Origin of the sequence: Paenibacillus sp. 19GGS1-52, from assembly GCF_022369515.1 — a bacterium.
GTDB lineage: Bacteria > Bacillota > Bacilli > Paenibacillales > Paenibacillaceae > Paenibacillus_AQ.
The window spans coordinates 4114570-4130246 of the sequence record NZ_CP059724.1 but is presented as its reverse complement, the minus strand read 5'-3'; the positions used below and the strand labels follow the sequence as shown (position 1 = coordinate 4130246).

Genomic DNA, 15677 nt, shown 5'->3' with positions numbered 1-15677 from the left:
ATGCGCAAAATAAAAAACAAAATTCTCGGCAGCGTCATCCTTATTGTCACTCTATCTGTCACGGCCATCAGTGCATTGGCATATGAGCAGTTCTCTTCAATTCTTGAAACCCAGGCGCTGCGTGAAGATACTATTCATTTGGAGCAGACTACGAATCAGATGAACCATCTGATTGATGATGTGCAGAAATATGCGGCCAATATGGTCAACGATGAGCTGCTTCAGCAGTTCGCAGAACGACTGCAATATCCTTCGACCTATGACGAGCTCAGCGCTTACCGGGATGTGGTTACCCAACTAACCAAATTCAATGTGCTGCGCGACTATCTTGAAAGCTCGGCCATTGTCCGTTCAGATGGCAAGGTTTTCTGGTCTTCGCTGTATCTCGATCCATACTTTGAGCAGTTGCTTCAGGAGGAGTGGTACCAGAATGCGCTGAACAGCAACACCAAAAGCGGGTTTTCAGCCCCCCACACCATTCTGGATGGCGGCAGCAAAAAGGTCGTGAGCTTCTTTATCCGTTTCGATTCCCGGTATGGGGGTGTACTGCTGCTGAACATCGATTATGCAGCGTTCGAGAGCCTATTTCAGTATTTAGGCCAGTCCTTTGACCAAGTGGCCTGGATCGGGGCGGACCATTCGTTACTGTATCAGCAGGGCATCGCGGCAGATCCTCCAGCAGCACAAATGCTGACGATAAGTGGACCGGACATTCAGGTGATCAAGCGTGACAAGGGCTATTATCTGACTAGTGTCTTTGATAAATCACAGTGGTCCGTCTACACTTTTACCTCCAATGACCGGTTCTACGAGTGGGTTGGTTATATTGTGCGCTACTGGGCCATTTTCCTCGCATTATGTCTCATGCTCTGCTTCCTGTTGTTTCTTCCTATTATTTCAAATATTATCCGGCCAATACTGCAGATGACCAAAGCCATGAAGCAGGTATCCATGGGCAATTATAATGTTCACCTGTCGTTCCGCAGTAACGACGAGCTCTCCGTGCTGAAGAACGGCTTTGAAATGATGCTTGGTGATATTGAGCGGCAGATGAGTGAAAAGGTAGAGCAGGAGCGCTGGAAACGAAAAATGTCTGCTGAGCTGCTGTTTGCACAGATTAATCCCCATTTTATCTACAATACACTGAACACCGTTGTTTATCTGGCCCGAAAAAAGAATTATACGGCCATCGAAGAAATGATTGAATCCTTCATTGGCATTCTGCATGATGCTGTCAATATCGGCGATGCCGGTCTGTATGTCACGGTGGAGCAGGAGATGAATATTATTGATCACTTCGTACGGATTCAGAATTACAGATATGCGGACCGGTTCGAGCTGGTCTGGAATGTGGAAGAGCAGGCTTTGGGTGACTATATTCCAAAAAGCCTGATCCAACCGCTGGTGGAAAACTCTATTTTTCATGGATTTTCAGAGAAGGAGTCTATCGGACGCATTGAAATTATTATCCGCAAGCGCAGCGGACGGCTGCTGATTTCAGTCAGGGATGACGGCTGCGGTATGAGCCAGGCAAAGGCCCAAGCTATTATGAACGGAGCTCTACCACCAGCACGCCTTCCTTCGGGTGCTATGAAACAGATTGGCCTGTGGAATATCAGGGAACGAATCGAGTATTTGTACGGTCAGGAAGGCCGCCTGGTCATCCGCTCAAGCGAGCAAGGAGGCACGAAGATATCCGTTCTCCTGCCATCACGGCAGCATTCTGCAGAGTGAAAGCACTATCATAATTTATACAAAACCATCGGATTGTCTCGTTGTTGGGCAATGCCATCAAGATTATAGTACTACTATACAGACGGACGGAAGGGTATTACAGAAACCGCCGACTGTCACAACAGATGCAAGGGGGACATTGATTTGCGCAATCTATTTAGTAAAAAAGCATCGGTTATCGCGCTTGTTCTGACGTTATGCTTCACCTTGGTGCTTGCCGGATGCGGCAACGGAAATAATAGCGGCAACGGCGCTTCCGAAGGGGCAGACAGTGCAAATAGCTCAAGCGATCCTGCAACCGCTTCCGGTAAATTGACGGTATGGGGCTGGGACAAAGCCTGGTTCGAGGGTACCGCAGCGAAGTTCAACGAGAAGTTCCCAAATATCAAGCTGGAGTTCGTTGAAGTATCGGCGGGGATTATTTGAAAAAAATTCAGACCTCCATCGCTTCCGGCACCGAATTGCCGGATATTATCTGGGGAGAAGCAGCCTTCCGCGGCGCTCTGTATGAACTGAACGTACTGCAAAGCTTGTCGGGAGAACCGTACAACTTCGATACGTCCAATCTGCTCGATTTCGAGCTGCCGCTGCTGACGAACAGCAAGGGAGAACTTGTCGGTCTGGAACAATCCGGCTCACCTGGCGCACTGGCCTATAAGCGTGATCTGGCTAAACAGTACTTTGGAACAGATGATCCCGATAAATTAACAGCAATGTTTACCGATTGGGATACCTTTATTGCTAAAGGCAAAGAAGTATATGACAAAAGCGGCGGTAAGACGTTTATGCTGGGAAGTCTGATGGATGCCTACGTCATCTTCTCCAACCAGAGTACAACCGCGATTGTTGACGGAACCAAAGTGAATACCGGTGAGGTGCTGCGGATATTTACTCAATTGCAGTCCATCCGCGACAATAACGGTGAGGGCAAACTAGCGATGTGGTCGCCTACCTGGAATGCCTCTTACTCGCAAGACAACGTTATCTTCTACCCGGCGGCGAACTGGTCGCCAGAATTCGTAATTAAGCCCAACGACAAGGCCAGTACTGGCCGCTGGGGTCTGATGGTGCCTCCGGAAGGCGGGTACCCATACGGCGGTACGACAATCGGCATTTGGAAAGACAGCAAAAACAAGGATGCAGCTTGGGCGTATCTTAACTGGCTGTTAGGCACTGACGAAGGCGCTGAAGCTAACTTTGCCACTTCCGACTACATTTTACCGCTGAAATCCTTCTTTAAGGATACCTCCAAGCTTTCTTCCGGAGCGGATGAATATTTTGGCGGACAGGACCTCGGAAAGTTCTGGGTAGAGAAGGTATTCCCAAACATGAAGTCCAAAGCTGTGACTAAATACGATCAGGATATTTACAGCTCTTCTGAGCTGGTGTTGCAGGTCATGGCGCAGGACAAAAGCTTTGATGCCAAGCAGGCACTGGAGAAATGGGAAGAACAGCTGAAGAAAAACCACCCTGAACTGACCTTCGAATAAAAAAATACTATATAAAAAGCGGCGGCCCGCTCGAAAGAACAGGCCGCCGTTTTAACGGACAGGAAGTGAAAGATCATGCAGAAAGCGAAAGGAATCAGCACTAAAAATAAATGGCCGTATCTGTTCATCACCCCTTATTTCTTATCCTACGCAGTACTGAGCTTGTTCCCGATCCTCTTCACCCTTTACATCAGCCTTACGGACTGGGATTTGTACGGGAACCGGAATTTCATCGGACTCAGCAATTACACACAGTTATTTTTCCATGATGCATTCTTCTGGAAATCTCTGCTTAATGTCATCATTTTTATGGCGGTATACCTTCCTGCTCTTGTTCTTATAGGCATGCTTATGGCCAGTCTGATCGAGAGCAAGTTGATTCGCAGGAAAACATTCTTCCGTCTTAGCGTATTCAGTGCCTACATGACAACTCCGGTCGCGGTCGGAATAATCTTCTCGCTGCTGTTCGACTGGCAAGGCGGTTTCTTCAACAATCTGCTGATGGAACTGGGCATTATTCATGATAAGATAAATTGGCTGGGCACCGCCAGCTCCTCCCGCTGGGTAGTGATTCTGATGGTATTCTGGAAGAATCTCGGCTACTTCGTGATGTTCTATACCGCAGGGATGGCCAGCATTGACACCTCTATCTACGAGGCTGCGGTGATCGACGGAGCTTCGTCCAAAAATGTGTTCCTGCGTATCACCATTCCACTGCTGAAGCCGATCAATCTATTCCTAATTATCACCTCAATCATCAGCGGCCTGCAGCTTGTGGAAGAACCGATGCTGCTGTTCAGCGGCTGGGCTTCTGGCTCCAGTATGGTCGGTGGACCGGACGGATCTACCTTTACGCCGATCTGGTATATGTTCGACGCTTCCTTCAACGGCAGTGCGTTCAAATATGGCAAAGGGGCAGCAATTGCCTATGGAACCTTCCTATTCATCGCTTTGTTCTCGGTTGTTGGCATGAAATGGATCAACAGGGACGGTGACGACAAATGAGAGCAAAAAAATTCTTTACCGTTCTGCTGCTCAGCCTGATCGCCATCGCCTTCTTATTCCCTTTCTATATGATGATTGTGATGGGAACCTATTATTCCGAAGACCTGTTCAAGCAGCTTCCGATTCTGCCAAGCAACTATTTGCTGGAGAACCTGAAGACAATTATGTCGGCCAGTTTCCTCCGCAATTATTGGAACAGCTTCTATGTTGCCGTTCTGTTTACTATGGTAACGGTTAGTATCGCCTCAATTACCGGATTTGCTTTTGCCAAATATGAATTCAAAGGAAAGACTGCCCTCTATGGCTTCATTCTACTGACGATGATGATTCCTGGACATCTGGGCCTGATCGCCTACGTCATGGAAATGAAGTGGTTCCACCTTAACAACACCCATGCGCCGCTGATTCTGGCTGGACTGAACAATGCCTTCGGAGTATTTTTCATGACCCAGTTCATCCGCTCTTCCGTTCCGACAGAGGTTATTGAAAGTGCGCGGATCGACGGCTGCTCGGAGCCGGCAATTCTCACAAGAATCGTTGTTCCATTTCTGATGCCGGCCATCAGCACGCTGGGGCTGATCTCCTTCCTCGGCTCCTGGAACGGCTACTTGCTACCGCTCGTAACGATCAACAAGCCGGAGCTTTACACGCTGCCGCTCGGGATTGCGAATCTGTCTACTGTCTTCCGCACGGACTATTCAGCAAGTATTCTTGGCCTTACCCTCGGCACACTGCCGCTGATTATTCTCTTCCTGTTTGGCTCCAAAACATTGGTCAGAGGACTCACAGGTGGGGCTGTCAAAGGTTAATTTTACGAACGCTACAATCGTTTTCTTTTCATAGCGATAAATCGTAAGAGCAACTTTTCTGCGGGAAAGTTGCTTTTTGCTGTTCGGCGTTGATTCAACACTTCATTCTCTCCAAAAAATAGCGACCCTTCCCGGATTGAGCACCCAGAAGCGATCGCCATTTATACTGAAAAAGGTTATTTGAAATATAATTTATATGTTTACGCTATAAATCATCCTTTTTTTAATTCGGAATATAGCAAATCCAATTGTGGTGAAGCCGAATGTACAGTTCCTAGGTTCAGATGAAGCAGGTGTTTACACGGGGAAGTTGCTGGAGGGAAATTAGATGGGGAATTATCAGCCTCGAATCGCAACTGCTCGTGTTTTGCGCTAAAATAGTAAGAGTAGCTCAACGAGAATCGAAAACGAATGAGATGGAGGAAGAGAAGTTATGAAAGAGTTTGATGTTATGCTGGAGAAATATGCGAATTTGGTTGTTAAAGTTGGAGTGAATATCCAGCCTGGTCAAGTGCTGATGATACATGCTCCGTTGGAAACGGTGGAGCTTACCCGCCTGATTGTCGGCAAGGCTTATGAAGCAGGCGCAAAATATGTAATAGTAGAGTGGGAGGACGAGGTTGTTACACGTATTCGTTACGAGAAAGCCCCAGAGGACTCTTTCGGTTATTATCCACAGTGGCAAGCAGATATGCTGGTGCAGTTCGCCGAAGAACATGGAGCCATTTTACATATAAAAGTACCGGACCCTGAGTTGTTCCAAGGGATAGATTCCTCCAAAGTATCAACAGCAGTTAAAGCTGCCGCCGTAGCGCGCAAGGACTACCAAGGTTATACAAGAAACAATAAGATCAGCTGGTCGCTCATTAAGGCTCCAACACGTGCTTGGGCCAACAAGGTATTTAGTGATCTCCCGGAAGAAGAACGGGTAGATGCGATGTGGGAAGCTGTATTCCAGATGAACCGGGTAGGCAGTGAAGATCCAGTAGCGGCCTGGCGTGAGCATATCAGCCATTTGAAAGATAGTCAGGACCGTATGAACGCCAAACGTTATAAGAGCCTGCATTATCGTGCGCCAGGGACAGATCTGCATGTGGAGATGCCAGAAGGCCATTTATGGCGTGGAGGCGGAGGTGAAAATGCGAGTGGTGTGTATTTTGTAGCAAATATGCCGACAGAAGAGATCTATACTATGCCACATCGCACCGGGGTTAATGGTACAGTTACCAGTACGCTTCCGCTTAATTTGAATGGCCGCTTGGTTGACGGTATTTCTTTTACATTTAAAGATGGAAAAGTTGTTGCCTATGCAGCTGAATCTGGTCGTGAGCATTTGACGTCCCTACTTGAAACTGACGATGGTGCATCTTATCTAGGGGAAATGGCATTGGTGCCGCATGATTCACCGATCTCGCGCCTAAATCGCGTATTTTATAATACCGGGATTGATGAGAATGCCTCCTGCCATTTTGCACTGGGAAGCGCTTATCCGGTCAATATCGACGGTGGGACGAAGCTAACCAGCGAAGAACTATTGGAACGAGGCGCTAATGTCAGCTTGACACATGTTGATTTCATGATTGGCTCCACCGAGCTGGATATTGACGGTGAACTGGCAGATGGAACGATTGAACCGGTCTTCCGCAAGGGGAATTGGGTACTATAAGAGGTTGATAGGATAAGCTTATATATAAATTCCCCTCGGGGGGTGAGAAAAGGGAGCAACATGAGAATCATTATTTCGCCTGCCAAGAAGATGGGTGCTGTTTCATCCTCGGCAATCGCTGCCTCCATAACTTACGATTGCAGAAAGAAAGGAGTTGTCATCCTAATTGGAACATCCCTATAAACAATTTGAGAATAGTCAGTTGTGGAAAATCCTCTCTGCGGGTATTGAAGACTTAGTTAGAAATGAAGATATTGTAGAAAAAACAGCGAGAAACTACATAGTTGGGTATCTTTGCAAGATTTTAGACGATCAAAAACACTTGAAATGAATATAGCTACTATCCAGACCCCAAAAATAGACAATAGACAAAAGATGCCTATTGTCTATTTTGGGGTATATATGTAACCGATACGCTCATACCTTATTTTTTTGTTTTCAAAATCCGCCCATAAGTCTCAATAGCAAGGGCGCGTGAGCTCTTCAGATCTACAATGGCCTCTGGCCGGGCGAGATGGATTTCTTTGTTGGACAGATGTGCAAGCTCTGGCATCCAGCGCCGGAGATAGCTGCCATCTGGATCATGAGTCTGGGATTGGGTTACAGGATTCATTACCCGGAAGTATGGGGAGGCGTCAAAGCCAAGTGAAGAGCTCCAGAGCCAGCCGCCGCGGTTCAGCACATTATCGTAATCGCTTAGCTTCAAGCGGAAATAGCGTTCACCATAAATAAACGGACAACCCAGATTTTTAGTTAAAAACATAGCCGTAATCATCCGCAGCCGATTGGGCATCCAGCCAGTTTCGTTCAGCTGCCGCATGGCCGCATCGATGATCGGTACCCCAGTTCGTCCTTCAGCCCATACCTGAAAGTGCTCTGTACTAAGCTCGGATTGATCGAATATATGCTCATAACGGAAAAAGTTTGGATCTAACCGGGCTTGGTAAATATAGAAATCACGCCAAGCTAGCTGTCGCAGCCAAGTCTCGGTATCGCCTTCCATGCTCATCAACTGTTCATATATTGTTCTTACAGATAAGGCACCCGCATTCAGATGATGGCTAATTCGGCTGGTACCTTCAAGAGCGTACTGGTCACGACTGATCGAATATCCGTTTAATCCCTCGCTAAGAAATTGCTCTAGCGTACGCATTAACACCACATACTCATCTTCTGCTTTCAGTGAATTACGCATATCCTCAAGCTGCTTATTTATTTCTTCCGGGGGGAGGAAGCTATTCAGAATGGCCGGAGCCAAATCCAACGTTTCTAGTTCTTCGAGAGTTGCGGAATAAGAGGGCTGAAATCGCTCAGTAATATAGGTTCGCCAACGCCTGTAAAAGGGAGTGAATACCTTGTAGGGCTCTGTCCGTCCGCTCCAGTCTATAAAATCTTGCAGATCAGCAAGTGTTGCTTCGTCATAACTAGTTAGCTTTACTTGGAGTGAATCCGCAAGCATCTGAAGTTCAAGATCACGCTTCAGAGCATAAGGAGTATAATCCGCATGATACAGAATTTCCTTGATCGGATGCTTAAGGAGCAGTTGGTTAACCACCACGGCTGGCTCTCCGTACAAGACATGAAGCTGTTTGCCCAGACGCGAATATTGCTTCTGCAGCCTAGCAACATGTTGGAGAAAATTAACCCCGCTATGCTCTAGATTTCGTTCATTCCGTAACAGGAAAGGATCGAGTATAAGGACATGCAGGCTCGAACACTGGGCCGAGCGGATGGCGTCTAGAGCAGGGAGGTTATGAATGCGTAAATCTTTACGATGGATGAAAAGAATCATGGCTGTCAACTTCTTTCAGGAATGAATGTGTTTAACTAACACTATCCCTGAATTATAAAGCTCTTTGGTCATAATTCAACTCCCTTCGGCCGTAAACTATTTAGCTTCTGCGAATATGGCTATGACAAGAAAAGATATATCACAACAGTAACGGTAACTCTGTACAGTGGGGCAGTTCAAACGACGAGCTATGTGAACGATGCTTTGAATTGTCTGACCAAATTCATCCGTCCAGCAGAAGAAATATCCAACCCGTTCAAATATACGGTAGAGTTATATGATGAAGAAACCGGACTTTACTATCTGCGGGCACGGTATTATGATCCAAGTATGGGGCGGTTTTTAAATGAGGATACGTATGAGGGGCAGATAGATAATCCGCTTAGTCAGAATCTTTATACGTATGTAAGTAATAATCCGTTGATGTATGCTGATCCAAGCGGGCATAAGATTGAACAATCTTATGGGTATGATAAATTCTTGAATCCTGTCGCAAGGAAAGATATCGAAGATTATCAAAGAGGTTGGCAACTCTTAAACCAAATGAGTTCTAAACAGTATAATAAATATGTTAAGGATACTGGAAAATCCAAAGCTTCTATGGCGGCTGGCGCAAGTGAGGTACGGAATAATGCTTGTAATTACCAACCAAGTGGTTGTATGGGAGGCACTGCAGAGTTTGTATATAGTGGGGATGGATATCTAGCTATTGATTACACTTCTGATGAAGGTTTGTCAGAGACATTTATTCTTGACCAAAAAAGAGGAGTACTAAATGAAAAAGATGCTTTACTTAGAGTGTTATATGATAATCCCAATAATACAGCCTCTTTAAATTATATTAAATCATCTTCCAATAGTTCTTTCTGGATAAATGTTGGAAATTTAAAGACTTATATTTCTACCAATGGTTATGTACTAGGCTCTGTCTCTATGTCTGATATGTTTAAAGTAGATATCCTGAATAGTAGGGGGAGTAAAGTTGGAGAGCTACATGTAGGACAAACACACAAAGGTGCAAACGGATTGCGCTATCGTGATCATTTCCATCCGGCATATAATATGGATTTGCATTTGTATGGGGATGATGAAGAATACCCATGGTGAGGAGAAGTGAAATGTCAGTTTATTATATGGATAACGTGTTACAAGGCCGTAAAGAAGGAATAGATTTTTTATTGGATATATTGTTTAGTTTTCAAGATGATACCGCTATCCTTTATTTTGAATATGGTTATTCTTATATCAATGAGTTTCCGTATGACAAAGAGGTTGTGAATTTTGAGGATACTGTCAATCGTATCTGGTACCATCCTAAAGATAAAGAAGAGGCGAAATTGATATTGAATTACGATTTTTTGATAAATTGTATTGTTCTAAAGAAGGATAAAGATATTAATTCATGCAAATACAGATTGAGGGTTGTTGAAAGTCCCGAATCGATTGAGTTGATGATTACCGAGAATGAAGAAGGTGATTTTCAGAAGCGATTGAGTACAAGGTTGAAACCTTTCTTGGAACAAGGTGTTAAAATTACAAAGGAATAAAATTTGTAACCACATGTGAGTGAATGCTCCATGTGGTCTTTTATTTATTCTATGTAATGCTTTTTTTATTTGATAATTTAATATTTATTCACATATTTTTATTCATTATAATTGATTCCTCGCTCTTTTTTATTCATTGGATGAGACTTTGAGGGACCAAGAGTATAATTGACCAAGTTTGAATAATTAGTGCTCAAAGGCCTTCTATTTATTTTAATTAATATATAACCACTTCTCTCGGCTAATGGACTACCTCCACCTCACTCACTCATTCACCGAACACTTCCAGATGAGTTAAAATAAACAGACTTCCGTAAAAACACCTACATCAAGAACTCTAATTAACAGAATAGCTAGCCGTTTAGGAAACACCCAATTCCTAAGCGATAAAATGAATACTACGCCTTCAGAAATCACTCTAGATGGTTAAATCCTTGTAAACGTGAACTTCCGACTGTATAAACATTAAAATCGTAAATCTCTTGATTTAAATTGCCTGTAACCATTTCAATTTCTTAAACCGAACTCTGGACGAAGCGAAGCGGAGTCTCCGAGCGTAGCGAGGGGGAGCAATACTTAAACGTTCCTCCCCATTTGCGTTTAGATGGACACGATACCTCTTTATGGCGCTGCAAGAGGCGATAAGTAAGGAAAACGTCCGTACTTTCAATATTTGTATACGTACGTAGAGAATAATCCGTTAATTTTTCTGACCCAACTGGACACACAGCCGCTGCTAATGGGGGATTAGGTCCAAGTGCATCGAGTAATTTTAGCACTGCTAAATGATCAATATCTCAACTCGATGAGTTCATTTATTACGGGAAAGATGACAAGACTATTACAGCTGCTTTAATGATAGGAGCCATGGGAGATGGGGCAATATCTCAAGGCGTAACAACTGAGGGAGGAAGAACATTTACTAAGTAAGGAGCTGATCAGGCTAATGATCGTGGGTATACCGCAAATATGGTTGATAGTATTGTTGATAATTGGACAAACAAAGCATATCAACCAGAAGGAATAATAGTATATGGTCAACGGAAAAAGGACGTTTATCATGTATTCGTACTTGATAAGGATAATAATATAATTTCAGTAATTGGTGGTGCAACGGCAGTAATAGTTTACCGAATTGGGATACTATTAAGAGGATGATGAAAAATCAAGGTGGTTTTTCTGACTCTCCATTTAGAAACTAAGGAGGAATAAACTTGGCTCAACTTACAAATATTACTGGAGATATCTATTTGAAAATATCCTTCCATCAAAGATCCTCAGTAATTATGCAATATAAGGATGATATTAACAATTGGATTCCGATTGATTTTGAAGTGAATGTATTTAATGAATTTTATAAAATGCATCCTACAGTTGACCCTAAGCTAAATTTATTTGAAGTGAATCTAATGATTTCTAAATTAAGAGCTTTAATTGACGAAAAGGAAATAACGAATAAATTTGAAAAAAAAGAAATCTCAACATTTGAATTTTTTTATGAACTAGAGTTCTATGATTTGGTTGAAGAGAATGAAATACAATGCACAGTATGGATGTTTGAGGCTTCACGAACTTGTGGGAAAATCCATCATGTCGATAGAGGGTTTAGATTCAGTACAACGCTAGAGTCACTAATTATATTCACAGAAAATCTAGAACAAGAATTAAAACAACTATTAGGACAATTTTAAAAGAAACAGAACTTCAGGATAGTGAAGGGCGCCTCATTAGGATTTGTTATCGAGGAAATGATATTTCCCTCCTTGGAATGCGTTTATGCCATTTCAAGGTTTCTATTTGGAAGAGATACCTGATGTTGAATGAATCTTTTAATATGCTAAATAACCTTCGTTTTCTTACACCTATAATTCAATGCTAAAAAGACTAACCTGGGATCAAGTGAATGCCTTATAAGATATGGATGGTCAAGTTTTGGTAATACTAAAGTTTGCTGAAATTGTTGGTGCCTATCGTCAGATCGGTGACATTCGTACCAAAAGAGAACTATAGTTGGGGAACTCCATATAGGCCAACCATTTAAAAATATAAAAGGAAACTATTATTATCGGGAACACCACCAAGCTTATACAAACAATAAATTGCACTTGTATGGTAATGATGAAGCATTGATTGGATGGGGGATTGAAAATGTCAGTTTATTATTTGGGAAATATTTTTCAAGACAATGAGGATGATTTAGATTTTTTGTTGGATCTAGTTTTTAGTTTTCCAGAAGTTGGCGAGTTCTTATTTTTTGAATATGGATATAATTATCCAGAACCATTTGTTGAGGGGATTGAAACATTTAAAGATAATACTAATCGCTTATGGTTTCGACCAAAAAGTAAAATGGAAGCAAGAGCAATTCACGAAAGCTTTGTTATAAATTGTGTTGTATTGACAAAAGACAAAGAGATGGATTCTTGTAAATTCAAACTCAGTATTGTTGAAGCTCCAGAATCCATTGAATTAATGGCTACAGAAATCAGACAAGGAGATTTTCAAGAATTACTTGATAACAGATTGAAAAATTTCCTGGAAAAGGGAGTTGAAGTTTTAACAGAGGAAAAATACAATAATATGATTGAAGAACAGTTTTCCAGAAATCAATGGGTATTTAAAAAAAATTAATATATTCAAAGATTACGAAATTATACAAATTAAGAAAAGGCATAAACCAATTCAAAAGAAATTAGAAATATAGATAATTCAGATTTTTTATTTACAATAATTATTAATGTAAAAAACAATGAAAAGCCTTCAATGTACTTTGACCGCAAATTTATTGAATTTGCTAATGAAATTAAATCGGAGTTTTATATTGACTTGTATATTTATTAGCCTAATGGATTGCGGTTGTTTCATAACGAATGAAAGCTTTATTCAATCAATAACACATATTACTCATATAATAGCCGTATAAAGATTTAGTCATTTCGTTTGTACATACAGTAATGATTGAAAAGTATAATAGGCATCTTCGATATTGAGGATGACTTCCTGGAGGGGAACGTTATGAAGCGTGCACAATATGACATTCATTTGAAGGAGGAACATTTATGTCTGATGATTCTTATTTAAGTGGAAAAATCATACCTGGCACAAGCGTTGGGAAATTTAAGCTGGGATGGACTATGGATCAGGTAATACATGAGGCTACGTTTAAGTACTTTGTTAATATAAGTGATTGGGAAAGTAAATCCCATTCTATTGAGGCGGATTCAATTAAGTTTTTTTTCGACTATAAAACAAAAGAAATTGTTCAAATAACTGTCTTTGATCAATACAAGGGTTCATTTTTAAACTCAATAAGAATAGGAACTATACTTTCTGAGATCAAGGACCCTATATCTTATGAATTTATTAATGGCGATAACGATTGTGGGATTGAGTTTCCTGATTTCAAAGGAATAATTGTGCATACTCAGAAGTGGGATGATGATACACCTATTAAATTTATAAGTATTATTAAACAGATATGAGCTTCACTTTATTGTAGTTACAACACTAGGTAAGGAAGTATTAGAAGACATAAGTCAAAGACTGATGAAATTAGATATTGGGATTCTAAGACATAAAGGAAAAGCGGACCGTGAAAGTGTCAGAAAACACACCCGCGGTCGCTTTTTTAAAAAGTGCTCACATTTATTACTGTGTCCTCACAACTCAAACTCCATCAAATCACGGCCCATAGTGATGGGACCTTTATAAATTTCCTGCATGCCTTGACTATACTCAGCTTCCGCTTCTACCGTTTCTGCTGGTGCGGGGATGTGATGGGTGAGCACCAGATGTTTTACCCCAGCTTGTTGGGCCATTTCAGCTACTTCTAGTGTAGTAGAGTGATATTTGGCAGGGTTGGCGAGGGAAGTGGCTTGATCCGGGAATTTCTCAATCAAGGCATCCAGCCATATTTTGTTGTAGGATTCATGGACTAGAAGATCGATTCCCTCGCTGTATTTAACCATGTTATCTACGGGAATGGTATCACCAGAAATGACCACCGCTTTCCCGTTGTACTCAAACTTATAAGCGATCGCAGGGTAGACGGGTTTGTGATCGACTTCAAAGGCTGTGATCTTGATACCTTCGTGCTCATAAATAACGCCTTCATTGCTTTCAATATAGTTGATATTAGCTCCTTCGTCAGCAGAGAGGTTATAGTTGATTCGCAGATTAACATCGAAATCGAAGGCCAACCGCATTTTACCGATAATTTCTTGGGTAGTGGTAGGTCCATAAACATTCATTGGCTTTGAACGCCCCTGAAATACCTGATTGGCATTGACATGAGTGCGCCAGCTGGAGATGAATACGTCGAAGAATCCTGAGTTATGATCGCTGTGATGGTGGGTGAACAGGACATCTGAGATTCGCTGCGGCATGACGCCTGCCTTAATTAACTGATCTACGGTAGCGCCACCGCAGTCTACCAAGAAGGTTTTGTCTCCCGCTAGAACGACAACGCCCGCTTTGGCTCGACCCTGGAAAGCCCGTGGAGTACCCGTACCTAATAGAATAACCTTTAAATGCTCATGGAAGTCAGGTAGTTGTTTGTGCTGATCTTGTATTTGCATGTATGAAGACCCCTTTATTTGTTCTGTTTCACTTCATCTAATAGTGACAAATCGATAAACTTGCTTAAATCCAGCTCATTTTCTTTAATATCCTTGATATATCCAGCGTCAAAAGACACCTTAGCCATGGTCTTGATGACCTCCAGATCAACCTCATCCGTTAGATTCAAATGCTCTATGGCCCCTTTAATCAATTTGACATCCATCCCTTTACCACTAAGCTCTTTGAGCTCTGCACTGATTAATTCATAGGCTTCTGTGGGGTGTGTCTTAATAAAGTCAATTCCGTCCAGATTGGCCTGAATCGCTTGTTTGGCTAGATCACGATGTGCTTTCAGGAATTTATCGCTGGCTACCAGCAGGGTTAATGGATAATTGCCGTCATTCGGCGGGATTTTATCCCAATCGACCAAGACCTCGCCAGTGCCTTCCTCAACCATCTGCATTCCCCAAGGCTCTGGAATTAAGGTGGCATCGACTTCTTTTTGACGCATGGCGACCAATGTATCTGCGGGAGCACGAGTGATAATCTGTACGCCGGATGTATCTGTTGATACCTTCAAGCCTTCCTGCTGTAAAAGCAAACGCAGCGAGATTTCGTTCGTGCTGCCTTTGGTGGGAATAGCTACTGTTTTGCCAACCAAGTCCTGCACCGAATGGATGCCTGCATCTTTACGGGCAATTAAGACCGCACCCCCGTTATTTGAACCGGAAATGATGCGAAAGTTCTCGCTCTTTAGAAATTGGTTGATTGCAGGTCCTGGACCCACAAAACCTAGATCAATCTGATTGGTTGCGATGGCGGTGGAGAAGTCTGAGCCGTTGTCAAAGGCCGTGACTTCAATCTTCACATTAGCCCCGAAGGCATCTTGGAAATAGCCTTTCTGCAAGGCGATAAAGCCCGGAGCATGGGTCACATTTTTCAACAGTCCAATGTTAACCGTTAGACTTTCTGTTGTTGAAGCGTTCCCCCCGTTATTTCCGCAAGCTGAAAGGACCAGTGTGAATAGTAAAACGATGACGAGCGATATTTTTTTCATAATAGTTCCCCTTTGAG

Annotated in this window: 15 protein-coding genes; 12 read left to right on the top strand and 3 right to left on the bottom strand. The window is 42.6% G+C overall.

Annotation, left to right across the window (positions count from 1 at the left end; genetic code table 11):
* The 7 genes from H1230_RS19325 (at position 1) to H1230_RS19295 (ending at position 7035) form a co-directional block, all read left to right on the top strand.
* Positions 1-1734, top strand: a complete 1734-nt coding sequence (locus tag H1230_RS19325; RefSeq protein WP_239711544.1) for a cache domain-containing sensor histidine kinase — start codon at positions 1-3, stop codon at positions 1732-1734.
* 144 nt (positions 1735-1878) lie between these two features.
* Positions 1879-2160, top strand: a complete 282-nt coding sequence (locus H1230_RS19320) for a hypothetical protein (protein WP_239711543.1) — start codon at positions 1879-1881, stop codon at positions 2158-2160.
* On the top strand, positions 2157-3224 hold the full coding sequence (locus H1230_RS19315) for an extracellular solute-binding protein (protein WP_239711542.1): 1068 nt from the start codon (positions 2157-2159) through the stop codon (positions 3222-3224). Before H1230_RS19320 ends, H1230_RS19315 begins: the two co-directional genes overlap by 4 nt.
* 75 nt (positions 3225-3299) lie before the next feature.
* Positions 3300-4229: a carbohydrate ABC transporter permease gene (locus tag H1230_RS19310; RefSeq protein WP_239711541.1), complete on the top strand. Its 930-nt coding sequence runs from the start codon at positions 3300-3302 to the stop codon at positions 4227-4229.
* A complete protein-coding gene (locus H1230_RS19305) occupies positions 4226-5038 on the top strand; it encodes a carbohydrate ABC transporter permease (protein ID WP_239711540.1) in 813 nt (270 codons plus the stop codon). Before H1230_RS19310 ends, H1230_RS19305 begins: the two co-directional genes overlap by 4 nt.
* Positions 5039-5471: 433 nt before the next feature.
* The gene (locus H1230_RS19300; RefSeq protein ID WP_239711539.1) at positions 5472-6704 is read left to right on the top strand and encodes an aminopeptidase; all 1233 of its coding nucleotides are present in this window, start codon (positions 5472-5474) and stop codon (positions 6702-6704) included.
* 166 nt (positions 6705-6870) lie between these two features.
* Positions 6871-7035: a hypothetical protein gene (locus H1230_RS19295; RefSeq protein ID WP_239711538.1), complete on the top strand. Its 165-nt coding sequence runs from the start codon at positions 6871-6873 to the stop codon at positions 7033-7035.
* A gap of 93 nt (positions 7036-7128) precedes the next feature.
* Here the strand turns inward: H1230_RS19295 and H1230_RS19290 are convergent, their stop codons facing one another.
* On the bottom strand, positions 7129-8496 hold the full coding sequence (locus H1230_RS19290) for a cryptochrome/photolyase family protein (RefSeq protein ID WP_239711537.1): 1368 nt from the start codon (positions 8494-8496) through the stop codon (positions 7129-7131).
* Positions 8497-8688: 192 nt separating this feature from the next.
* Between H1230_RS19290 and H1230_RS19285 the strand changes: the two genes are divergently transcribed.
* The 5 genes from H1230_RS19285 (at position 8689) to H1230_RS19265 (ending at position 13525) form a co-directional block, all read left to right on the top strand.
* Positions 8689-9603 carry an RHS repeat-associated core domain-containing protein gene (locus tag H1230_RS19285; RefSeq protein ID WP_239711536.1) on the top strand — a complete coding sequence of 305 codons (915 nt, stop codon included), beginning with the start codon at positions 8689-8691 and terminating at the stop codon, positions 9601-9603.
* Positions 9604-9614: 11 nt separating this feature from the next.
* Entirely contained in the window at positions 9615-10043 is a 429-nt protein-coding gene (locus H1230_RS19280; protein ID WP_239711535.1) for a hypothetical protein, read from the top strand.
* Positions 10044-11257: 1214 nt separating this feature from the next.
* A complete protein-coding gene (locus H1230_RS19275) occupies positions 11258-11734 on the top strand; it encodes a WapI family immunity protein (protein ID WP_239711534.1) in 477 nt (158 codons plus the stop codon).
* A gap of 457 nt (positions 11735-12191) precedes the next feature.
* Positions 12192-12674: a hypothetical protein gene (locus H1230_RS19270; RefSeq protein ID WP_239711533.1), complete on the top strand. Its 483-nt coding sequence runs from the start codon at positions 12192-12194 to the stop codon at positions 12672-12674.
* Positions 12675-13102: 428 nt separating this feature from the next.
* Entirely contained in the window at positions 13103-13525 is a 423-nt protein-coding gene (locus H1230_RS19265) for a hypothetical protein (protein WP_239711532.1), read from the top strand.
* Positions 13526-13702: 177 nt separating this feature from the next.
* On the opposite strand, the gene H1230_RS19260 is transcribed toward H1230_RS19265, so the two are convergent.
* Both H1230_RS19260 and H1230_RS19255 read right to left on the bottom strand, forming a co-directional pair.
* Positions 13703-14620 carry an MBL fold metallo-hydrolase gene (locus H1230_RS19260; RefSeq protein WP_239711531.1) on the bottom strand — a complete coding sequence of 306 codons (918 nt, stop codon included), beginning with the start codon at positions 14618-14620 and terminating at the stop codon, positions 13703-13705.
* Positions 14621-14634: 14 nt separating this feature from the next.
* A complete protein-coding gene (locus H1230_RS19255) occupies positions 14635-15660 on the bottom strand; it encodes an ABC transporter substrate-binding protein (protein WP_239711530.1) in 1026 nt (341 codons plus the stop codon).
* Positions 15661-15677 lie beyond the last annotated feature (17 nt).